The organism is Paraburkholderia nodosa DSM 21604 (assembly GCF_000519185.1).
GTDB classification, from domain to species: domain Bacteria; phylum Pseudomonadota; class Gammaproteobacteria; order Burkholderiales; family Burkholderiaceae; genus Paraburkholderia; species Paraburkholderia nodosa.
Window position 1 is genome coordinate 28,438 of record NZ_JAFA01000038.1, and the last position, 22,041, is coordinate 50,478.

The 22,041-nt window shown below is 64.7% G+C and carries 21 protein-coding genes and 1 tRNA gene; 10 read left to right on the forward strand and 12 right to left on the reverse strand.

Annotation, left to right across the window (positions count from 1 at the left end; all coding sequences use genetic code 11):
* Positions 1-290 precede the first annotated feature (290 nt).
* From secA to mutT, 4 genes are all read left to right on the forward strand, one after another.
* Entirely contained in the window at positions 291-3,095 is a 2,805-nt protein-coding gene (secA, locus tag A3CW_RS0135615; RefSeq protein ID WP_028207799.1) for a preprotein translocase subunit SecA, read from the forward strand.
* 120 nt (positions 3,096-3,215) lie between these two features.
* Positions 3,216-4,457, forward strand: a complete 1,242-nt coding sequence (gene argJ / locus A3CW_RS0135620) for a bifunctional glutamate N-acetyltransferase/amino-acid acetyltransferase ArgJ (protein ID WP_028207800.1) — start codon at positions 3,216-3,218, stop codon at positions 4,455-4,457.
* 19 nt (positions 4,458-4,476) lie between these two features.
* A complete protein-coding gene (locus A3CW_RS0135625; RefSeq protein ID WP_028207801.1) occupies positions 4,477-5,349 on the forward strand; it encodes an ATP-binding protein in 873 nt (290 codons plus the stop codon).
* Positions 5,346-5,777, forward strand: coding sequence for an 8-oxo-dGTP diphosphatase MutT (gene mutT, locus A3CW_RS0135630; protein WP_028207802.1), 432 nt, complete (start codon positions 5,346-5,348; stop codon positions 5,775-5,777). The genes A3CW_RS0135625 and mutT overlap by 4 nt, the downstream gene beginning before the upstream one ends.
* 94 nt (positions 5,778-5,871) lie before the next feature.
* Here mutT and A3CW_RS0135635 read toward each other — a convergent pair whose 3' ends face one another.
* From A3CW_RS0135635 to A3CW_RS0135680, 9 genes are all read right to left on the reverse strand, one after another.
* Positions 5,872-6,066, reverse strand: coding sequence for a DNA gyrase inhibitor YacG (locus A3CW_RS0135635; protein ID WP_028207803.1), 195 nt, complete (start codon positions 6,064-6,066; stop codon positions 5,872-5,874).
* 49 nt (positions 6,067-6,115) lie between these two features.
* Positions 6,116-6,871 (reverse strand): cell division protein ZapD, encoded by a 756-nt coding sequence (gene zapD, locus A3CW_RS0135640; protein WP_028207804.1) that lies wholly within the window; start codon positions 6,869-6,871, stop codon positions 6,116-6,118.
* Positions 6,872-6,999: 128 nt separating this feature from the next.
* Positions 7,000-7,620 carry a dephospho-CoA kinase gene (coaE, locus tag A3CW_RS0135645; RefSeq protein ID WP_028207805.1) on the reverse strand — a complete coding sequence of 207 codons (621 nt, stop codon included), beginning with the start codon at positions 7,618-7,620 and terminating at the stop codon, positions 7,000-7,002.
* A 4-nt stretch (positions 7,621-7,624) separates the two neighbouring features.
* Positions 7,625-8,542 (reverse strand): prepilin peptidase, encoded by a 918-nt coding sequence (locus A3CW_RS0135650; protein ID WP_028207806.1) that lies wholly within the window; start codon positions 8,540-8,542, stop codon positions 7,625-7,627.
* Between the two features lie 28 nt (positions 8,543-8,570).
* Positions 8,571-9,791 carry a type II secretion system F family protein gene (locus A3CW_RS0135655; protein WP_028207807.1) on the reverse strand — a complete coding sequence of 407 codons (1,221 nt, stop codon included), beginning with the start codon at positions 9,789-9,791 and terminating at the stop codon, positions 8,571-8,573.
* Entirely contained in the window at positions 9,788-11,017 is a 1,230-nt protein-coding gene (locus A3CW_RS0135660) for a GspE/PulE family protein (protein ID WP_051481940.1), read from the reverse strand. The genes A3CW_RS0135655 and A3CW_RS0135660 overlap by 4 nt, the downstream gene beginning before the upstream one ends.
* 141 nt (positions 11,018-11,158) lie before the next feature.
* Positions 11,159-12,478: an HlyC/CorC family transporter gene (locus A3CW_RS0135670; RefSeq protein ID WP_028207809.1), complete on the reverse strand. Its 1,320-nt coding sequence runs from the start codon at positions 12,476-12,478 to the stop codon at positions 11,159-11,161.
* A 198-nt stretch (positions 12,479-12,676) separates the two neighbouring features.
* Positions 12,677-12,753 (reverse strand) — tRNA-Pro (locus A3CW_RS0135675).
* 52 nt (positions 12,754-12,805) lie between these two features.
* Positions 12,806-13,798 (reverse strand): polyprenyl synthetase family protein, encoded by a 993-nt coding sequence (locus tag A3CW_RS0135680; RefSeq protein ID WP_028207810.1) that lies wholly within the window; start codon positions 13,796-13,798, stop codon positions 12,806-12,808.
* Positions 13,799-14,091: 293 nt separating this feature from the next.
* Between A3CW_RS0135680 and rplU the strand changes: the two genes are divergently transcribed.
* From rplU to proB, 4 genes are all read left to right on the forward strand, one after another.
* Positions 14,092-14,403 (forward strand): 50S ribosomal protein L21, encoded by a 312-nt coding sequence (gene rplU / locus A3CW_RS0135685; RefSeq protein WP_007180329.1) that lies wholly within the window; start codon positions 14,092-14,094, stop codon positions 14,401-14,403.
* A gap of 26 nt (positions 14,404-14,429) precedes the next feature.
* Entirely contained in the window at positions 14,430-14,693 is a 264-nt protein-coding gene (gene rpmA, locus A3CW_RS0135690; protein ID WP_028207811.1) for a 50S ribosomal protein L27, read from the forward strand.
* 195 nt (positions 14,694-14,888) lie between these two features.
* The gene (gene cgtA / locus A3CW_RS0135695; protein WP_028207812.1) at positions 14,889-15,992 is read left to right on the forward strand and encodes an Obg family GTPase CgtA; all 1,104 of its coding nucleotides are present in this window, start codon (positions 14,889-14,891) and stop codon (positions 15,990-15,992) included.
* Positions 15,993-16,077: 85 nt separating this feature from the next.
* Positions 16,078-17,196: a glutamate 5-kinase gene (proB, locus tag A3CW_RS0135700; RefSeq protein WP_028207813.1), complete on the forward strand. Its 1,119-nt coding sequence runs from the start codon at positions 16,078-16,080 to the stop codon at positions 17,194-17,196.
* 105 nt (positions 17,197-17,301) lie between these two features.
* On the opposite strand, the gene A3CW_RS0135705 is transcribed toward proB, so the two are convergent.
* Both A3CW_RS0135705 and A3CW_RS48675 read right to left on the reverse strand, forming a co-directional pair.
* Positions 17,302-17,871, reverse strand: coding sequence for a CNP1-like family protein (locus A3CW_RS0135705; protein ID WP_028207814.1), 570 nt, complete (start codon positions 17,869-17,871; stop codon positions 17,302-17,304).
* Positions 17,872-17,990: 119 nt separating this feature from the next.
* Positions 17,991-18,671 (reverse strand): RNA pyrophosphohydrolase, encoded by a 681-nt coding sequence (locus A3CW_RS48675; RefSeq protein ID WP_035514942.1) that lies wholly within the window; start codon positions 18,669-18,671, stop codon positions 17,991-17,993.
* Between the two features lie 265 nt (positions 18,672-18,936).
* On the opposite strand from A3CW_RS48675, the gene A3CW_RS0135720 reads away from it, so the two are divergent.
* Entirely contained in the window at positions 18,937-20,673 is a 1,737-nt protein-coding gene (locus A3CW_RS0135720; protein WP_028207815.1) for a proline--tRNA ligase, read from the forward strand.
* Between the two features lie 35 nt (positions 20,674-20,708).
* The gene (locus A3CW_RS0135725) at positions 20,709-21,308 is read left to right on the forward strand and encodes a MarC family protein (RefSeq protein WP_028207816.1); all 600 of its coding nucleotides are present in this window, start codon (positions 20,709-20,711) and stop codon (positions 21,306-21,308) included.
* 88 nt (positions 21,309-21,396) lie between these two features.
* Here the strand turns inward: A3CW_RS0135725 and A3CW_RS0135730 are convergent, their stop codons facing one another.
* Positions 21,397-21,948 carry a hypoxanthine-guanine phosphoribosyltransferase gene (locus tag A3CW_RS0135730; protein WP_028207817.1) on the reverse strand — a complete coding sequence of 184 codons (552 nt, stop codon included), beginning with the start codon at positions 21,946-21,948 and terminating at the stop codon, positions 21,397-21,399.
* Between the last annotated feature and the right edge of the window lie 93 nt (positions 21,949-22,041).

A 22,041-nucleotide genomic window follows, 5' to 3' on the forward strand; every position in this document is an offset into this window, starting at 1 on the left:
CTGCGCACCGCTCATCCAAGCGCCTTCGGGCCATTCGGCCAGGGCCGCATCGCGGCCCTTCGCCGCACGGCGGGAAGGCCGTCCGCGCGGGCACCGCGCGCGCCAGAGCCGTCTTTGCGCTGACACAGGCGGGTGAGAGGGCGCGTGCTAAAATGCCCGATTCGAATCCACCATTTTGGGCTAAAGCCGCCGAGGTCCCTCCGGTCCGGATGCGTAGTGCACACCCTGCACAACCCGCTGAACCCACCCTCAGGAATCCCGGCCGAAGCCGCGACGCAGACACCGATCCGATGACCACCGGTTTCTTACAGAAAATCTTTGGCAGCCGCAATCAGCGCCTGATCAAGCAATATCAGAAGACGGTCGCGGCGATCAACGCGCTCGAACCGAAGATCGAGCAGTACACCGACGAGCAGCTGCGCGCGAAGACGGTCGAGTTCCGCGAGCGCGTCGCCAATGGCACGTCGCTCGACGAGCTGCTGCCCGAGGCGTTCGCCGTTTGCCGCGAGGCGAGCAAGCGCGTGCTGAAGATGCGCCACTTCGACGTGCAGCTGATCGGCGGCATGGTGCTGCATTACGGCAAGATCGCTGAAATGCGCACCGGCGAAGGCAAGACGCTCGTCGCCACGCTGCCCGTGTACCTGAACGCGCTGTCGGGGCGCGGTGTGCACGTCGTGACGGTGAACGACTACCTCGCGCAGCGCGACGCCGAATGGATGGCGCGCCTCTACAACTTCCTTGGTCTGTCCGTCGGCATCAACCTGTCGCAGATGGACCACGCGATGAAGCAGGAAGCGTACGCGGCGGACATCACCTACGGCACGAACAACGAGTTCGGCTTCGACTACCTGCGCGACAACATGGTCTACGAGACCGAGGCGCGCGTGCAGCGTGCGCTGAACTTCGCCGTGGTCGACGAGGTGGACTCGATCCTGATCGACGAAGCGCGTACGCCGCTCATCATCTCGGGCCAGGCCGAAGACCACACCGAACTCTACGTGCGCATGAACGCGTTGCCGCCGCTGCTCGAGCAGCAGATCGGCGAAGAGAAGGCCGACGGTACGGGCGTGGAAAAGCCGGGCGACTACACGCTCGACGAAAAGGCGCGCCAGGTGTTCCTCACGGAATCGGGCCACGAGAAAGCCGAGCGCATGCTCGCCGAGTGGGGGCTGATCGGCCCGGGCGAAAGCCTCTACGCACCGCAGAACATCACGCTGATGCACCACGTGTACGCCGCGCTGCGCGCCCACACGCTGTTCTACAAGGATCAGCATTACGTGGTGCAGAACGGCGAAGTCATCATCGTCGACGAATTCACCGGCCGTCTGATGGCCGGGCGCCGTTGGTCGGACGGCCTGCACCAGGCCGTGGAAGCGAAGGAGCACGTGAAGATTCAGAGCGAGAACCAGACGCTCGCCTCGATCACGTTCCAGAACTATTTCCGCATGTACGCGAAGCTCTCGGGCATGACGGGTACGGCTGACACCGAAGCGTACGAATTCAACGAGATCTACGGTCTCGAAACGGTCGTGGTCCCGACGAACCGCACGCCCAAGCGGACCGACAAGCAGGACCAGATCTACAAGACGGCGAAGGAACGCTACGACGCCGTGATTCGCGACATCCGCGACTGCTACGAGCGTGGTCAGCCGGTGCTGGTCGGCACGACGTCGATCGAAAACTCCGAGCTTCTCTCGGACCTGCTCACGAAGACCGGTTTGCCGCACGAAGTGCTCAACGCGAAGCAGCACGCGCGTGAAGCCGCGATCGTTGCCGAAGCCGGTCGTCCGCAGCGCGTCACCATCGCCACCAACATGGCGGGCCGCGGTACCGACATCGTGCTGGGCGGCAATGTCGAAAAGCAGTCGGCGTTCATCGAAGCCGACGACGCCATCCCCGCCGACGAAAAGGCGCGCCGCATCCAGCAACTGAGCGACGAGTGGCAGACGCTGCACGATCGGGTGAAGGCCGCCGGCGGTCTGCACATCATCGGCACCGAGCGTCACGAGTCGCGCCGGATCGACAACCAGCTGCGCGGCCGTGCGGGCCGTCAGGGCGACCCGGGCTCGTCGCGTTTCTATCTCTCGCTCGAAGACCCGCTCCTGCGCATTTTTGCGGGTGACCGCGTGCGCGCGATCATGGACCGCCTGAAGATGCCGGAAGGCGAGGCGATCGAGGCGGGTATCGTCACGCGTTCGATCGAGTCGGCGCAGCGCAAGGTCGAAGCGCGCAACTTCGACATCCGCAAGCAGCTGCTCGAGTACGACGACGTCTCGAACGACCAGCGCAAGGTGATCTACCAGCAGCGCAACGAACTGCTCGAAGCGCATGACATCACCGAAACGATCGGCGCGATGCGTCATGGCGTGATCACCGACATCGTGCGTCAGTTCGTGGCGCACGGCAGTATCGAAGAGCAGTGGGACGTGCCCGAGCTCGAAGAAGTGCTGCGCAACGAATGGCAGCTCGATCTCGCGATCCAGGAGATGATCAACGAGTCGTCGTCGATCGACTCCGATGAAATTCTCGAAGCCGTGCTCGCCGCCGGCGACGAAGCGTACGAGCAGAAGGTCGCGCTCGTGGGCCGCGAATCGTTCAGCGCATTCGAGCGCTCGGTCATGCTGCAAACGCTCGACCGCAGCTGGCGCGAACACCTCGCGGCGCTCGACCATCTGCGTCAGGGCATCCATCTGCGCGGTTATGCGCAGAAGAACCCGAAGCAGGAGTACAAGCGCGAGGCGTTCGAACTGTTCGCCGCGATGCTCGAAGCCGTGAAGCTCGAAGTCACGCGTATCGTGATGAACGTGCAGATCCAGTCGCCGGAGCAGCTCGAACAGGCGGCCGAGCAGATCGAAGAGCAGGGCCATCATGTCGAGAACGTCGAGTTCCGCCATGCCGAGTTCGCCGAAGCCGACGCAGCGCCGGCTCCCGCGGCTGCTGTACCCGTGGCCGCCGACGCCGCCGCCGCAATGGTGGGCGCGGCCATGAGCCACACGCCGCCGGTGGGCAGCGAGCTGCCGAAGGTGGGCCGCAACGATCCGTGCCCGTGCGGCAGCGGCAAGAAGTACAAGCAGTGTCACGGCAAGATCGCGTGACGCACGCTTGAACGTAGATTCCGGTGGCCCGCTTCTCCTTGCGGGCCTTGCGTTTTGAATCCCGATGCCGGCCAGGCTCCAGCGCCCTCGCCGGCATTGCCTTTTCGACAGGTCGCCACCATGGCTGTCAATTTCCCCTCGATTGATCCCGCTCAACTTCATCCGGTCGCCGGCGTGACGCTCGGCTGGGCGGAAGCCAACATCCGCAAGCCCAATCGCAAGGACGTCCTGGTGATTTCCGTCGACGAAGGCGCGAGCGTGGCCGGCGTGTTTACGCTGAACCGCTTCTGTGCCGCGCCGGTGACGGTGTGCCGCGAACATCTCGCGAAGGTGCGCGCGGGCGGCAAGGGTATTCGCGCGCTGGTGGTGAACACCGGCAACGCGAACGCGGGCACCGGCGAGCCGGGCATGAAACACGCACGCGAGACCTGCGATGAACTCGCGCGCCTTGCCGGCCTAGAGTCCTCGCAGGTGCTGCCGTTCTCGACCGGCGTGATTCTCGAGCCGCTGCCCATCGACCGCCTGAAGGCGGGCCTTCCCGCCGCGCTGGAGAACCGCAAGACCGCGAACTGGTATGACGCCGCGCAGGCCATCATGACGACCGACACGCTGCCGAAGGCCGTGTCGCGCCAGGTCACGGTCGACGGCCACACCATCACGTTCACGGGTATCAGCAAGGGCGCGGGCATGATCAAGCCGAACATGGCAACCATGCTCGGCTTCCTGGCCTTCGACGCGAACGTTGCTCAGCCCGTGCTCGACGAGCTCGTGAAGTACGTGGCCGACCGCTCGTTCAACTGCGTCACCATCGACGGCGACACCTCGACCAACGACTCGTTCATCATGATTGCCTCGGGCAAGTCGAGCCTGCCCGCGATCACCTCGACTGACACGCCTGCCTACGCCGCGCTGCGCGACGCCGTGACGACCGTCGCCCAGGAACTCTCGCAGCTCATCGTGCGCGACGGCGAAGGCGCGACCAAGTTCATGACCGTGCAGGTGGAAGGCGGCAAGGATGTGGCCGAGTGCCGCCAGATCGCGTATGCGATCGGCCATTCGCCGCTCGTGAAGACGGCGTTCTACGCATCGGACCCCAACCTCGGCCGTATCCTCGCCGCGATCGGCTATGCCGGCGTGACGGACCTCGACGTCGACAAGATCGACCTGTATCTCGACGATGTGCTCGTGGCGAAAGCGGGCGGACGCAACCCGGCTTACCGCGAAGAAGACGGTCAGCGCGTCATGAAGAAGAGCGAGATCCTGATTCGCGTGCTGCTGGGCCGCGGCGACGCGCAGGCCACGATCTGGACCTGCGACCTCTCGCACGACTACGTGAGCATCAACGCCGATTACCGCTCCTGATTTCAAGCGCCTTCACCACATGGACAAGCTCGAACAGTTTCTGACCCGCGCCGAAGCGCTGCTCGGCCGCCTCGAAGCCGTGCTGCCGCCCTCGGCACCCGATATCGACTGGAACGCGGCCGTTGCGTTTCGCTGGCGCAAGCGCCAGGGACGCGGCTTCCTGCAGCCGGTGCCCGCGATTTCGCTGATCTCGCTCGACGACCTGCAGAACATCGACCGGCAGAAAGATCTCATCGACCGCAACACGCGCCAGTTCGTGCAAAAGAAGCCCGCGAACAACGTGCTGCTCACCGGTGCGCGCGGCACCGGCAAGTCGTCGCTGATCAAGGCCTGCCTGAACGCGTACGCGCAAGAGGGCCTGCGCCTGATCGAAGTCGACAAGGACGATCTGCATGACCTCGGCGATATCGTCGATCTCATCTCGGCGCGCCCCGAGCGCTTCATCGTGTTCTGCGACGACCTCTCGTTCGAGGAAGGCGAATCGGGCTACAAGGCGCTGAAGGTGGCGCTGGACGGTTCGGTGGCCGCGCAGTCGGACAACGTCCTGATCTACGCGACCTCGAACCGGCGCCATCTGCTGCCCGAGTACATGAGCGACAACGAGACGTACAAGCACATGCCCGACGGCGAGATTCATCCGGGCGAAGTGGTGGAAGAGAAGATCTCGCTGTCCGAGCGCTTTGGCCTTTGGGTGAGCTTCTATCCGTTCAAGCAGGACGACTATCTGACGATCGTCGGCCACTGGCTGCGCCATTTCGGCTGCGACGACGCCGAAGTCGAATCGGCGCGCGGCGACGCACTTGTGTGGGCGCTCGAGCGCGGCTCGCGTTCGGGCCGCGTGGCGTGGCAGTTTGCGCGCGACTGGTCGGGCAAGAAGGCGCAAGAGGCATGAGCGCCGAGGCCAACGCCGCAAACGATGCTTCCGGAAAGACACGCCCCGTGACGAAAGTCGCGGTGGGCGTGCTGGTGCAGCCCGATGGCCGCTACCTGCTCGCGCAGCGCCCCGAAGGCAAGCCGTATGCAGGCTACTGGGAGTTTCCGGGCGGCAAGCTGGAAGCGGGCGAGACCGTCGAAGCGGCGCTCGCGCGCGAATTGCACGAGGAACTGGGCATCGACGTGAAGGCGTGTCACCTGTGGCACACGCTCGAACACGACTACCCGCACGCCTATGTGCGGCTCTATTTCTGCAAGGTGACCGAGTGGACCGGCGAGCCGCATGGCCGCGAAGGCCAGGCGTTCGTCTGGCAGTCGCTGCCGGCGAGCGTCGAGCCGCTCTTGCCCGCGACGATTCCTGTGCTGGAGTGGCTTGCCGCGGAGTAACGCCCTACGCGGGGCCGCCACGACGCAAAAGGCCGCTGTGCTTGATGCACAGCGGCCTTTTTTTCGTCTGGCGCGAGCGCGTCGCGGCGCTCGCTTACTGGCGCGTATCCGTGGGCGGCGCGTCTTCGGGCGGTGTTTCGTCGTCGGCGCCGCCAATGCGGTACTTTTCGGCTGCCCATGCGCCGAGATCCATTTGCTTGCAACGCTCGGAGCAGAACGGCCGGAAGCGGTTTTCCGGGACCCAGCGGACTTCCTTGCCGCAGGTCGGACATTTGACGACAGTGGTCATGCGATAGAACTTTGGTTGCGTTGAGTCTGGCGTGGCGGCGCGTTTGCTTTCAGAGGCTGCACAGTGTGAGCTGGAACGGCACGTCCTGATCGACGGCTCGCGGACGCAGATCGCCATCCTGCACGGTGAAGCGCACCCACAGCATGTACTTGTTCGCGCTCGCTTCGGGAATCATGCGCAATTCCGGTGCCACGCGTACTTGCATGAGCTGATAGGCGCGGCCCGACAGCATCTGCTGATAGCTGCCCTGCATCGCCATCACCTTCGACGCCTGGCCCGACTCGCGTGCGAGGCGCAGCACGATCGCGGCAGCGTCGCGCAGCGGCAGCAGCGGCGTGACCCATTTCGCGATGTCCTGACGGCGTTGATCGGGATGCAACTGTTGCCACGCGTAATACGACGGCAGATCGAACTTGCAGGTGCCGCCGGGAATGATCGCGCGGCTGCGGATGCTCGTGAGCCACTCGTTATCCATCAGATGCTGGCCCGTCTTGCCTTGCATCTGCGTGAGGCCGGCGAGCGTCTGCTCGATTTCGCCCAGCACGGTTTCGAGCGCATTCTGCTCGATGCCGGGATTGCCGCGGAACGGCGCGAGCGTTTGGCGCTGCCGCTCGAGTTCCTTCATGAGATCCGACTTCAGGTCGGCGCGGCCTGCGACTTCGGCGATTTCGAAGAGCGTCGTGAGCGCGACGTGATGTTCCCTCGGATCCTCCTGGGTCAGGAAAAACGTGAAGCGCTCGAACAGGTCTTCAAGGCGCAGCAGCGTCCGGATTCGCTCGTTGAAGGGATACTCGTAAAGAATCAAGCGCGCTCGCCTCGGGCGTGGTAGGTGACGGATTGCAGGACATTCTAATGCCGTGGGACTACGGTCGCAATCGCGCTGGCCCGGGGCTTTGCCGATGTGACCCGCTAATCGCGCGCGGATGGCGCGTTTTACGCGTTGCTGGCCTTTGCGGCAGCGAGCTTGAGATACGTCTGATGCAATGCGTCGACGTCCTGGTCGAGCGTTTCGAGCGTCGCACCGTTGTCGTTCACCACCACGTTGTCGGCGGCCGCGAGGCGCGCTTCGCGCGTGGCCTGCCGCGCGATGATCGCGAGCACCTGCTCGCGTGTGAAGCCATTGCGGCGCATGACGCGGTTGATCTGCGTTTCCACGCTGCAATCGACGGTGAGCACGCGATCGACGCGCGTCTTCCAGGTGCCCGACTCGACGAGCAAGGGCACGACCACGATCACGTAAGGCCCACTGGCCTCTCGCGTTTCGCGTTCGGTCTCGGAGCGGATCAGTGGGTGCGTGATGGCCTCGAGCCGCTTGCGCGCGGACTCGTCGCCGAACACGAGCGTGCGCATGCGCGCGCGGTCCATCGAGCCGTCCGGCGCGACGAATTCAGGGCCGAATACCGCGGCGATCTGCGCCATCGCGACGCCGTGCGGCGCGGCAATGCGATGCGCGATGAGATCGGTGTCGACGATCGTCACGCCGCGTGCGGCAAAGCCATCCGCGACCGTGGACTTGCCGCTGCCGATGCCACCCGTCAATCCGACCGCGAACATTTGATCAGTTCCCCCACGCAAATACGCCATACAGCGGTGTGCCGGCAAACAAGGTGACGAGTGCGCCAGCGGCCAGATACGGGCCGAACGGCAGCGGCTCTTCGAAACGCATGCGTCCCGTCAACGTAGCGATGATGCCGACGAGCGCGCCCGCCACTGCGGCGATCACGACGATCTGCGGCAGCGCGCTCCACCCGAGCCACGCGCCGAGCGCGGCAAGCAGTTTGAAGTCGCCGTGGCCCATGCCTTCTACGCCACGTAACAGCTTGAAGACCCAATAGACGCACCAGAGCGCCAGATAACCCGCGACCGCACCGATTACCGCTTCGCGCAGCGTGACGAAGGTGCCGGCAAAATTGACCAGCAACCCGGCCCACAGCAGCGGCTGCGTGATTTCGTCATGCAGCATCTGGTGTTCGAGGTCGATGGCGCTCGCGGCGATGAGCGTGGCGCACAGCACGAAGGCGGCGAGCGCCTTGCCGGTGGGCCCGAAGGCGAGCAATGCGCCGGCCGCGCAAGCCGCGCTCGCGATTTCGATGAGCGGGTAGCGCACGCTCACGCGCGCGTGGCAGTGCGAGCAGCGCCCGCGCAGCGCGACCCAACTGAGCACCGGAATGTTTTCCCAGGCGCGCAAGACGTGGCCGCAGTGCGGGCACGCGCTGCGTGGGAGCCAGAGGTTGTAGCGCGCGGGCAGCCCGTCTTGTTCGAAGAGTGGACCGGGCGTGCCAATCGCTTCGGCCACATCGGCGCGCCACGCGCGCTCCAGCATGATCGGCAGCCGGTGCACGACGACGTTGAGGAAGCTGCCGATGACGAGCCCGAACGCAATGGCGAAGAGCATGAGCACGCCGAAGGGCAGACCGGCGAGAGCGGCTGCGAGCGGCGTTGCGGTGTCGGGCGCGGATAGGAGTTGGACGGGCATGAGACGGAACCGGAATCTGGCAGCGATGCTACACCACGTTGCCCAGTTGAATGATGGGAAGATACATCGCAACGACGAGGCCGCCGACCAGCGCACCGAGTACGACGATCACGAGCGGCTCGCACAGGCTCGACACGAGCGCGATCTTTTCGTCGACCTGACGGTCGGCGAGCGAGGCCACATCGAGCAACATCGCGTCGAGCGCGCCCGATTCTTCCGCGACCGCAACGGGCTGAACCACATCGGCCGGAAAGCATCCCGCCGCACGCATGGCTGCGGCGAGCCGCTCGCCGTGCCGCAGGCGCTCGCTGATGCCTGCGCTCGCGCGATCGAAGAATGCGTTGCCGCTTGCGTGCGCGAGCGAATCGAAGGCGTCGGCGAGTGGCGTGCCGGCGGCGAGCAGCGTGCCGAGCGCACGGCTCCAGCGGGCGGCGCACAGCGTGGTGAGCAGCGCGCCGCAAAGCGGGAGCTTCAGCAGCGTGCGTCCGAACGCGATGCGTGCGGCTTCCGAGCGGCGCAAAGCCGCTTGCAGGGCGAGCGTGCCGGTGGCTGCGGCTACGGCTGCCGGCACGCTCCAGCGCGCGGCGCCCGCCGAGAGCATCAGCACGAACTGCGTGGGCGCGGGCAGTGCGGCGCCGAAGCCTTCGAAGATCTGTTTGAACGTGGGCACGACCCAGACCAGCAACGCCGCCGTAATGACAAACGCGAGCAGCAGCACCGCGACAGGGTAGGTGAGCGCAGCGCGCACTTTGGCGCGCTGCGCCGCGGCACGCTCGCGGTCATCGGCGAGGCGCCCGAGTACGGCGGCGAGCGCACCCGAGGCTTCGCCAACGGCGACGAGCTGGCAATACAGCGCGTTGAAGCGCGCCGGATGTCGCGCGAGCGACTCGGCAAAGCGCAGGCCGCCGGCGATGTCGCGCGCGAGCGCTGAGGCAATGCGCGGCATGCCGTTCGGCCCCGGCGAGAGCGCGAGCAGCTCGAGCGCGTTCGCAAGCGGCAGGCCGGCACGCAGGAGGCTCGCGAGCTGGCGTGTAAAACGCGTGACGTCCGTGTGGCTTGCCCTGGGCTCGCCCGCGTTCGATCTGCGCTCGATGGCGAGCACGGTGATGCGCTCGCGCTTGAGCGTGACGCGCACAGCCGTGGCGTCGAGCGCGATCACCGTGCCACGCTTCGTCGCGCCCGATGCGTCGAGACCGCGCCACGCGAAGCGCCACTCGGATGGGCCGCGATGGGCGCGCCCGGTGCTCATGGCGCCTCCGTTGCGGCAAGCGCTTCGGCGAGACTCGTGGTGCCGTCGCGCACGCGTGCGAGCGCGGCGTCGCGCAAGGTTGCCACACCGCTTCTGCGTGCTTCGCGAGCGATTTCGTGTGCGCCGCGCCCTGTGACGATCAGGTCGCGTAGGGTCTCCGAGATCGGCAAGACCTCGTGGATCCCCACGCGGCCGCGATAGCCGATGCCGTGGCAAGCGTCGCAGCCACGCGCGACATAAAGCTGCGTCATGTCACCGTCGTGCGTGTGCAGTCCCGCCGCGACGAGCGCCGCCGGCGAAGCTTCGCCGCGTACGCGGCATTGCGGACATAGCCGCCGCACGAGACGTTGCGCCGTGACGAGCCGCAGCGAGCCCGCCAGGTTGTACGGTTCGACGCCGATGTCGACGAGCCGTGCGCAGGCCGCGCTGGCGTCGTTCGTGTGCACGGTCGAGAGGACGAGATGGCCGGTCTGCGCGGCCTTGACGGCCACGCTGGCGGTTTCTTCGTCGCGAATTTCGCCGATCATGATGACGTCCGGGTCCTGGCGCAGCAGCGCACGCAGTGCGACCGCAAAGGTGAGCCCGGCCTTCTCGCGCACGTTGACCTGATTGATGCCCGCGAGCTGGATTTCGGCGGGATCTTCCACCGAGCAGAGATTGCGCGCCGTGCCGTTGAGCCTTTGCAGGAAACAGTAGAGCGAAAGCGTCTTGCCGCTGCCGGTGGGGCCCGTGACAAGGACAAGACCATGCGGCGCGCTGATCGCTTCGGCTACTGTGCGCTGTTGCGCTTCATCGAGCCCGAGTTCGGCAAGCGACAGGTCGGCCGGAAGTGCTTCGAGCCTGCGCAACACGAGCTTTTCGCCGTGAAGCGTCGGTAGCGAATTCACGCGGTAGTCCTCGGCGGCGCGCGGCGCAGCCGGGGGCGCAAGCCGCAGCCTGCCGTCCTGCGGAATGCGCCGCTCGGCGATGTCCATGCGCGCGAGCACCTTGATGCGCGTGACGAACGCATCGCGCAGATGCGCAGGCGGTCGCGCTATTTCGTGCAGCACGCCGTCGATGCGCAGACGCACGCGCCAGCCGTGTTCCATCGGCTCGACGTGCAGATCGGAGGCGTTGCGCCGCGCGGCTTCGTGCAGCGTTTCGGAGAGCAGGCGAACGGCGGGTGCGTCGTCGAGCTGCGGTGCAGAGACAGGCGCAGGGGCGCGCGCTGTTGCTCCGCCGCCCATACCGCCTTCGGAAGCCACGGCGGCGAAAGGGCGCGCACGATAAGGAGTAGAAAGCATCGGCATGCCGGCGCGAAGCCGCCTCGAACAGATGACGCCTTCATCATGGCGCGCGGCGCACTGCGCCGCCACCTGGCCGAACGGCTAACGTCCCGGCAGCAGCTTCTTCGCCTTTTGCAGCGTGCCCTGGCGCGGCTTGGCGCCAGGTTTGAAGAGCTTGACCGTGCGTACGGCCTGGTCGTCGCTGCGTAGCACTTCGAGCTTCACGTCGCTGATCTGCAGGCACACGTCGCCTTCGGGAATTTCTTCCAGCACTTCGAGGATCAGGCCGTTGAGCGTCTTGGGACCATCCGTGGGCAGCTTGATATGAAGCCAGCGATTGAGTTCGCGCAAAGGCATGCTGCCCGGCACGATACATTCGCCTTCGTCGTTCCAGCCGCCGCGTCCGGTGCCGCTGCGCGGCATCGACGTGGTGAATTCGCCGATCAGCTCCTCGATGATGTCTTCGGGCGTCACGAGCCCTTCCATTTCGCCGTACTCGTTCACGACGAGCGCGATGCGATGGCGGCTTTCCTGGAAGTACTGAAGTTGCTGGAACCCGGGCGTGCCCGTAGGTACGAAATACGGCTCGGTGAGCAGTTCGCGCAGCGTCTCGCGCTCGAAATCCTGATTGTGCAGCGCGGCTAGCGTCTTGCGCACATGCAGCACGCCGAGTACGCGGTCGATGTCGCCTTGATAGACGATCAGCTTGTTGTGATAGCAGGTCTCGAGCTGATGCAGGATCTCTTCGAGAGGGGCGTCGTAATCAAGCGCCTCGATGCGCCGGCGCGGAATCATCACATCGTCGACGGTGATGTTCTCCAGATCGAACAGGTTCAGCAGGATGCTGCGGTGCTTGGTCGGCATGAAGCTGCCCGACTCGAGCACGATGGTGCGCAACTCCTCGGTCGAGAGTCGCTGGTCATGCGCCTTGTGCGTATTGATGTGCAGTATGCGCAGGATGGTGTTCGCAAACATGTTGACGAACCAGACGAGGGGCTTCGTCACGCGCATGAGCGGCGCGATCAAGAGGCTCGCGGGCAGCGCGATTTTTTCCGGAAACGTTGCGCCCACAATCTTCGGCGTGATTTCCGCGAACACGATGATGAGAAACGCAACGATGCCCGTTGCGATCGAGAGCACGAGGTTGTTGCGGCCGAAGGTATGGAGCGCGATCGAGGTCGTGAGGACCGGGATGATGGTGTTGAAGAGATTGTTGCCGATCAGGATCACCGAAAGCAGCAGGTCGGTGCGCGCGAGCAGCTTCTGGGTGGTCTTCGCGCCGAGCGTGCCGTGATTGGCGAGGTATTTGAGCCGATGGCGATTGAGCGCCATCATCGCCGTTTCGGAGATGGAGAAAAAGCTGGAGCAGATGAGCAGGACGAAGACGGCGCAAATCTGCGCCCATAAGGGAAGGTGGTCCACGCGTCGAGAAAATGAGGGGGGGCGGATGGGGAAACTATAACAGAGGGGTACCGCAGTTCCAGGGCGACTGGCCGAACGGACAAGGCCGCTGCCGGCTGCGCGAGGGGCGGTGCGCCGCGAGTTGCCAGGACAGGACGCAGTACAAAAGGTACAGACGAAAAAAAACCGCGCAATGTATGCGCGGTTTTTTTTGAATTCTGGTCGGGGTGAGAGGATTCGAACCTCCGGCCTCTACGTCCCGAACGTAGCGCTCTACCAGGCTAAGCTACACCCCGAATTGACTGCTGGACTCCACAACCCGCTTCGTCTGTTTCAACTTCGTCTGTTTCAAGACTGGCGCGTCGTCGAGTAAGAACATAATTCTAGCAGGCTATCTTTGTAAATGGAAGGGGGGAACGCTGAAATCGCGTCGGCAGCGGCCTGCGCCTCGGTGCGCGCGCATTGCAGCGTGTGCTCGAGTGCGCCCGAGCGCGTAATCGCCGCGAAGATTTCGTCGAAGCGCGTCGTGCCGCCTTGCTCGATCGCTTCGCGCGCAAGCGCGGCTTCCGCCGCCGTGCCGTGCTCGATCAGCCAGATCAGCGGCAGCGTGGGCTTGCCTTCGCGCAGGTCATCGCCGGCGTTCTTGCCCATCGATTCAGGCGTGCCCGTGTAGTCGAGCCAGTCGTCCATGATCTGGAATGCGGTGCCGATGCGCCGTCCGTATTCGGCCGCGGCTTCCTCGGTGTGCGCATCCGCCCCCGAAAGCACCGCGCCGAGCTGCGCCGCGGCTTCGAAAAGCTTGGCGGTCTTGTAGCGGATCACCTGCATGTAGCGGTCGGTGTCCACGTCGGCGTCGTGCATGTTCAGCAGCTGCAGGACTTCACCTTCGGAGATGATCGTCGTGGCAGCGGAGAGAATTTCCATCACGCGCATCTTGCCGACGCCCACCATCATCTCGAACGAGCGCGAATACAGGTAATCGCCCACCAGCACGCTGGCGGCGTTGCCGAACAGCGCATTGGCCGTCTGGCGGCCGCGCCGCAGGTCCGATTCGTCGACGACGTCGTCGTGCAGGAGCGTCGCCGTGTGAATGAATTCGACGACCGCCGCGAGCACATGGCGCTCCGTGCCGTGGTCGCCGAGCGCGCCGGCCACCATCAGCAGGAGCGCCGGACGCAGCCGCTTGCCGCCCGCGCCGATGATGTACTCGGAGATCTGGTTGATCAGCATCACCTCGGACGCCAGGCTCTGCCGGATGACACGATTCACCTGCTCCATGTCACTGGCGATGGGGGCAAGCAGGGTGGCTGCGCTGGGGGATGGAGTGGCGGTGGACGACATGATGGCAAATAGGGGTAGTGCCGCGGATTATAAGGCGAATCGACTGCATGCCGGACGCTCCGCTGCCGCCCTGCCGATGGCTCCCTCTATTTTCGCGCGGCCCGGGCGGCCGCGTGGATGCTGGCGCTATGCCGTGCGGATAGCCCCGGGGCCCATCTGACGGGCCCGAAGACCGTTGCGCACACTCGCGCAACGGTCTTGCATGTCTTTTGACCGCGAAGCTAACTCTATGTATAATCTAAGGTTTCGGGCGCGCAGTGTGCCTGAAAAGATTACTCAGAGTGAGGTTCTCAATGTACGCGGTCATAAAAACCGGCGGCAAGCAGTACAAAGTTGCCGTTGGCGAAAAACTTAAAGTAGAACAGATACCGGCTGACATTGACGCAGAAATCACGCTCGACCAGGTTCTCGCAGTGGGCGAAGGCGAATCGATTAAGTTCGGTACGCCGCTGGTCAGTGGGGCTTCCGTCAAGGCCACCGTTGTGTCGCAAGGCCGACACGCCAAAGTGACCATCTTCAAGATGCGTCGCCGGAAGCACTACCAGAAGCATGGCGGCCACCGCCAGAACTACACCGAACTGCGCATCGACGCGATCAACGCGTAAGCGCACGCAGGTAAAGGAGCAAACAAATGGCACACAAAAAGGCAGGCGGGTCGTCACGTAACGGCCGCGACTCAGAGTCGAAGCGACTTGGCGTGAAGGTGTACGGCGGCCAGGCGATCCTTGCAGGCGGCATCATCGTTCGCCAGCGCGGCACGCGCATGCACCCGGGCCTGAACGTCGGCATCGGCAAGGACCACACGCTCTACGCGCTGGTCGACGGCCACGTCGCGTTCACGATCAAGGGCGCAGCCAACAAGCAACTGGTCAACGTCGTCCCGGCAGCGGCCTAAGCTTTAGACCGCTCGCGAGCGGGCTACACGCGACGCAAAGAAGGCCCCGCGAAGTTTGCGGGGCCTTTTTATTTATCCGCAGTCTTTCGGGGTCGTAACGGGCTTCCGTTGGCTTGCGGAGCGTCGTTGGCGCCCGGGTTGGCCAGTTTCGGCCATGGCGGGCAAAATATCGATATCCACGGGACGGAGTAACTCATGAAGTTCATTGACGAAGCGAAGATCGAAGTCATCGCCGGCGATGGGGGCGATGGCAGCGCGTCGATGCGGCGCGAGAAGTTCGTCCCGTTCGGCGGGCCGGACGGCGGTGACGGCGGGCGCGGCGGCAGCGTCTACGCCGTCGGGGACCGCAACATCAACACCCTCATCGACTACCGCTACACGAAGAAGCACCAGGCGCGCAACGGCGAGAACGGCCGCGGCTCGGACTGCTACGGCAAGGGCGGCGACGACATCACGCTGCGCATGCCGGTGGGCACGGTCATCACCGACCAGGACACGGGCGAGTTGATCGCAGACCTGACCGAGCACGATCAGCAAGTCATGGTCGCGCAGGGCGGTGCGGGTGGCCTCGGCAACCTGCATTTCAAGTCGTCCACGAACCGCGCACCGCGTCAGAAGACCGACGGCAAGGCCGGCGAACGCCGGATGCTCAAGCTGGAGCTGAAGGTGCTCGCCGACGTCGGACTGCTCGGCATGCCGAACGCGGGCAAGTCCACGTTCATCTCCTCGGTGTCGAACGCGAAGCCCAAGATTGCCGACTACCCGTTCACGACACTCGCGCCGAATCTGGGTGTGGTGCGCGTGGGGCCGAGCAAGAGCTTCGTGATCGCCGACATTCCGGGCCTGATCGAAGGCGCGTCGGAAGGTGCGGGCCTCGGTCACCAGTTCCTGCGCCACCTGCAGCGCACGAACCTGCTGCTACATCTGGTCGACCTCGCGCCGTTCGACGAAAGCGTCGATCCGGTTGTGGAGGCCAAGGCGATCGTCGGCGAGTTGCGCAAGTACGACGAGACGCTCTACGACAAGCCGCGCTGGCTCGTGCTGAACAAGCTCGACATGGTGCCGGAGGACGAGCGCGCCGAGCGCATTGCCGACTTCGTGAAGCGCTTCGAGTGGGACGGTCCCGTGTTCGAGATTTCCGCGCTCACGGGGCAGGGCTGCGAAAACCTGTGTTACGCGGTGTACGACTACGTCTCCGCGCACTCCGACGCGCGCCGTGCAGCCGAAGCCGAAGACCTCGCATCCGACGTGCGCTTCCGTGAGGGGCAAGGCGGGAACGCGCAGCAGCCGCAGGAGTAATTCGTCGCACCGGCCGGCCCGTGAGCCGCGCTGGCCGCGCCAAGGAAACTTCACGCGTCATCAGTCATTTGGGAGACCGCGCAGCATGCGTTCCGTCATCGCCGATTCGCGGCGTCTGGTAGTGAAAGTCGGTTCGAGCCTCGTCACCAACGACGGCCGCGGGCTCGATCATGCGGCAATCGGCCGCTGGGCCGAGCAGATTGCGGCGCTGCGTGCGCAGGGCAAGGAGGTCGTGCTCGTGAGTTCGGGCGCGATCGCCGAAGGCATGCAGAGGCTCGGCTGGACCAAGCGGCCGCGCGAGATCGACGAGCTTCAGGCTGCTGCGGCAGTCGGGCAGATGGGCCTCGCGCAGGTCTATGAAAGCCGCTTTGCCGAGCACGACATTCGCACTGCGCAGATCCTGCTCACGCACGCCGACCTGGCTGACCGCGAACGCTATCTCAATGCGCGCTCCACGTTGCTCACGCTGCTGCGCCTCGGCGTCGTGCCGATCATCAACGAGAACGACACCGTGATCACCGACGAAATCAAGTTCGGCGACAACGACACGCTCGGCGCGCTCGTCGCGAACCTGATCGAAGGCGATGCGCTCATCATCCTCACCGACCAGAGCGGCCTTTATACGGCCGATCCGCGCAAGGACCCGAGCGCGACGCTCGTGCAGGAAGCCGATGCAGGCAAGCCGGAGCTCGAGGCAATGGCGGGCGGCGCGGGGTCGAGCATCGGCCGCGGCGGCATGCTCACCAAGATCCTCGCGGCCAAGCGCGCCGCGCATAGCGGCGCGAACACGGTGATCGCGAGCGGGCGCGAAGCGCAAGTACTCGTGCGTCTGGCTGCGGGCGAGGCGATCGGCACGCAGCTCATCGCACGCACGGCGCGCATGGCGGCGCGCAAGCAGTGGATGGCCGACCACCTGCAGGTGCGCGGCCACGTCGTGATCGACGACGGCGCGGTGCAGAAGCTCACGGCAGACGGCAAGAGCCTGCTGCCCATCGGCGTGACCGGCGTGCAGGGCGCGTTCGCGCGCGGTGAAGTGATCGCTTGCCTGAACGGCGCGGGCGTGGAAGTGGCGCGCGGGCTCACCAACTACAGCAGCGCGGAAACGAAGCTGATCCAGCGTCATCCGAGCGGCGAGATCGAGGGCATCCTCGGCTATATGCTCGAGCCGGAGTTGATCCACCGCGACAATCTCGTGCTGGTTTGACGGCCGGTCCCAGCCAGCCGCGCATCGCCAAAAGTTAAAAAGCCGCTGTGGCCAAAGGCCGCAGCGGCTTTTTTATGCCCATCACAGCATGCCGTGGCTTGGCCGTTAACGCACCAGCGTCGACTGCGTGCGGCCGTAGCGCAGATTTTCGATGAGGGTCGACGCCTTCGCGATCGGCATCTTGTTGGCGCAGAAGTAGTCCTGATAAAGCCTCGACTGGTACGCGTTGAGCGTGCCGTTCTCGATGCGCGACCAGTTGTTCGCGACGGTCTGGTCCCAGCCATTGTGATCGGCATCGAGGCTCGCGTAGAGGCGCCACTCGTACGTGTCGCAGCGAATCCCTTCGTAATTCACGTTACGGGCGCCAGTCGGGCTCGTGATGACGATCGTATAGCGCACGACGCCGTCCGTGCCGACCGTGAGCGAGCCAGGGTCGACTGCGAACTTGAGCGGCGAATTGTTCGAGACGTCGAACGGCAGCAGCGTCGCGCCTGCCTGCGGCAGCGGCGGCAGGCCCTCGAGCTTGTTTTCCTGCCATTCGCCCTTGCGGTCCAGAAGGTAGACGAACGTGCTGTCGTCCTTGTTCGTGGGACCGGAACTGGAGCACGCGGCCAGTCCCGACACAAGCAGCACACCGCCTGCGGCGCATGCCGCAGCAAGAGCAAATCGTTTCAAATTGGTTTTCCTCGAAGCACGGGCGCGAGTTGCGAACGAACTGCGCCGCGAATGCGAACCGGCGGGCCCCGGCGCGTGATGCGCCCGGGCCCGCCGGTTCGGGCGTTCTTTGCGTTGGCTCAAGCCCCTTGATCCTGCTCGTCCTGCGCAGGCTCGATGATACTCTGCGCCGACGCGCAATCGCTTTCGATCGGCGTACGTTCGGGTACGCTTTCTGCCGCGACTTCGTACGGCTCAGCGTGCACCGCGTCTGCGTGCGCCGACGTCACGATGCGCGGGTAGCGCACCTCGTGAGCCTGCACGCCCAGGCGCTCCTGACGCGGCGCGGGCCGGCGTAGGAAGCGCGAGAGCTCGGTCAGCGCGAGCTGATAGACATCACGCTTGAACTCGATGACCGCTTCGAGCGGTACCCAGTATTCGTTCCAGCGCCACGCATCGAACTCGGGATGCTCCGTTGCCCGCAGGCAGATATCGCAGTCGCGCCCGACCATACGCAGCAGAAACCAGATCTGTTTCTGACCGCGATAATGGCCGCGCACTTCGCGCTTGATGAACTTGTCCGGCACCTCATAACGCAACCAGTCGCGTGTGCGACCGACGATCTTGACGTGCTCCGGATGCAAACCGGTTTCTTCGTGCAACTCCCGAAACATTGCCTGCATGGGGGTTTCACCATACTTGATGCCCCCTTGCGGAAACTGCCAGGAATGTTCGCGAACCCGCTTGCCCCAAAACACCTCGTTTCGCGCGTTCAAGAGGATGATGCCGACGTTCGGGCGAAACCCCTCACGATCCAGCATACAACCACCTTCGAATCCTTTAAAATTGCTTTGATTATAAACAGATAACGGTCCTCACGCACCCGCGGTCCGTGACCCGGCGTCCGGAAAGTTGAGCGAATGGCCGCGACCGCGCAAAACGGTCTCGGGGCGCGATCGGCTTCGAATCTGGCCGGCGTCATCGGCGCGGGACCCGGCACGTTGTCATAATGGCGGGCTCGTGAACTCCTCCGTTGGTCACTTCTTCGGGCGGTCTGCACCGGGCCGCCGCTTTTGGATAATTTGAATGAAAGCCTCCCGTTTCTTTATCGGCACCCTGAAGGAAGCGCCCGCTGACGCGGAAATCGTCAGCCACAAGCTGATGGTTCGCGCGGGCATGATCCGTCGCATCGCTGGCGGCATTTACAACTATCTGCCGATCGGCCTGCGTTCGATCCGCAAGGTCGAGCAGATCGTGCGCGAGGAAATGAACCGCGCCGGCGCCATCGAGCTGCTCATGCCGGCCGTGCAGCCAGCCGAGCTGTGGCAGGAATCGGGTCGCTGGGAACAATACGGGCCGGAACTGCTGCGCTTCAAGGACCGCAAGCAGAGCGACTTCGTGATGGGCCCGACGCACGAAGAGGTCGTCACCGACATCGCGCGCGGCCAGATCAAGAGCTATCGCCAGCTGCCGGTGAACTTCTACCAGGTGCAAACGAAGTTCCGCGACGAAATCCGTCCCCGTTTCGGCGTGATGCGCGGGCGCGAATTCATCATGAAGGACGCGTATTCGTTCGATAAGGACGTCGAAGGTCTCAAGCTCTCGTACCAGAAGATGTACGACGCTTACGTGCGCATCTTCACGCGTCTCGGCCTGCAGTTCCGCGCAGTCGCAGCCGACAACGGCTCGATCGGCGGCAGCGGCTCGCACGAATTCCACGTGATCGCGGAAACGGGCGAGGACGACATCGCCTACTGCCCGACTTCGGAGTTCGCGGCCAACGTCGAAGCCGCCGAAGCACTGCCGCTCATCGCGCAGCGCGGCGCCCCCACGCAAGCGCTCACGAAAACGCCCACGCCGGGCGCGGCCAAGTGCGAGGCGGTCGCCGAACTACTCGGTATTGCGCTCGAAAGCACCATCAAGTCGATCATCCTCGCAACGGACAACGAGGGCGCCGAGCCCACGATCTGGCTGCTGATGCTGCGCGGCGACCACGATCTGAACGAGATCAAGGTCGGCAAGCTCGAAGGCCTGAGCGGCTTCCGCTTCGCGACCGAAGCGGAAATCGTCGAGTGGTTCGGCACGCCGCCGGGCTACCTCGGGCCGCTCAACACGAAGAAGCCGGTCAAGGTGATCGCCGATCGCACGGTCGCGAACATGAGCGATTTCGTGGTCGGCACGAACGAAGTCGATTTCCACACCACGGGCGTGAACTGGGGCCGCGACCTGCCGGAGCCGGTCGTCGCCGACATCCGCAACGTGAAGAAGGGCGATCCCTCGCCGGACGGCAAGGGTGTGATCGACATCTGCCGCGGCGTCGAAGTGGGCCACGTGTTCCAGCTCGGCACGAAGTACTCGGAAGCGATGAACGCCACCTTCCTCGCCGAGAACGGCAAGCCTGCGCCGATGCAGATGGGCTGCTACGGCATTGGCGTCACGCGTATTCTCGGGGCAGCCATCGAGCAGAACTTCGACGAGAAGGGCATCATCTGGCCTGAGTCGATCGCGCCGTTCCAGGTCGTCGTGTGCCCGATGGGCATGGACCGCAGCGAGCTCGTGCGCGAGCACGCCGAGCGCGTCTACAACGAACTGCTCGAAGCGGGCGTGGACGTGATTCTCGACGACCGCGGCGAGCGCCCGGGCGTGATGTTCGCCGACTGGGAGCTGATCGGCGTACCGCATCGTCTCGTGATTGGCGAGCGCGGCCTGAAGGAAGGCAAGATCGAGTACCAGGGGCGCCGCGATACCGAAGCGACGCTGCTGCCGGCCGACGAGGCCGCGCAGACAGTGGCGCAGAAGATCCGCGCTGCGCTCGCGGTTTAACGACGACCTATCCCGGTTAAAGGAGCGCTGCGAGCGTGGAGTACAGTTTTCTGTCCGCTACGGTCCTGCTGCTCCTCATCACCGACCCGCTCGGGAATATTCCGCTCTTCATCAGCTGCCTGCGCGGCGTTGCCAAGCAGCGCCGCGCCGTCGTGATCCTGCGCGAGGTCGCGATTGCGTTCGTGATCCTGCTCATCTTCATGGTCGCCGGCAACAGCTTCCTGCGCATGATGGGGCTCACCGATACCTCGCTGCGCATCGGCGGCGGCATCGTGCTGTTCCTCATCGCGCTGCGCATGATCTTTCCGCATCCGGGCGGCCCGTTCGGCGGCGGCGACAAGGGCGGCGAGCCGCTCATCGTGCCGCTCGCCATTCCCGCGCTGGCGGGGCCTTCGGCGCTCGCCACGGTCATGCTGCTCACCTCGCAGGCGCCCGGCAAACTCTATGAATGGGTGGCGGCGCTCGTCGTGACGATGGTGATTTGCGCAGTCGTGCTGGTGATGGCGGAGCGCATCCAGCAGTTGCTGGGAGAGCGCGTGGTGACGGCCTTCGAGCGGCTGATGGGCCTCGTGCTCGTGGCGATATCGGTGGAGATGATCCTCGCGGGGATCGCTACCTTCGTGCATCACCTCTGACGTCGCGTGCAGCGGGCGTCGCCGGCAACAAAAAAGCAGCCCGCGGGCTGCTTTTTTTTCATGGTGCGTCAGAAAGCCGATGCGCGCTTCACGCGCCTTCGGTCAGCGCGCGGATGGTCGGCAGATTGCGCCAGTAACCCTTGGCGTCCATGCCGCAGCCGAACACGTAGCGGTCCGGCACCGAAAAACCGCAGTAGTCGGGATGCAGCGGCTTGGCCTTCGTGAGGGTCTTCTCGCACAGCACGGCCGACAGGAAACGCTTCGCGCCCATGTCCATGATGCGGTCGCGAATCGCGGCCATGGTCTCGCCCTCGTCGAGGATGTCGTCGAGCACGAGCACCACACGGTCCTTCACCGACTCGCGCGGCGCCACGCGCCACTGCATCTCGGCGCTGCCCTTGATCGCGTTGCGGTAGCGCGTGAGGTGGATGTAGTCGAACTCGAGCGGGAAGTCGAGGTGCGGCAGCAGCATGCCGGTGAACACGGCGGCGCCGCCCATCACCGACAGCACGAGCGGGAAGTCCTCGCTGATCTCGGCGCGGATGGCTTCGGCCATCCGGCCGATCGACGCATTGACGTCGCCCTCCGAAACGATCTCTTCGGAGTGGCGGAAAATGTGCAGGGCTTCTTCGCGATTCATGACTCTGGCGGGAAGGTAGCTGTAGCTACTGAAGTGTGGAAAATAACGGCGGCGCGCGCTACAGCATAAACCCGCGCATTTGGTCCGTCGCGC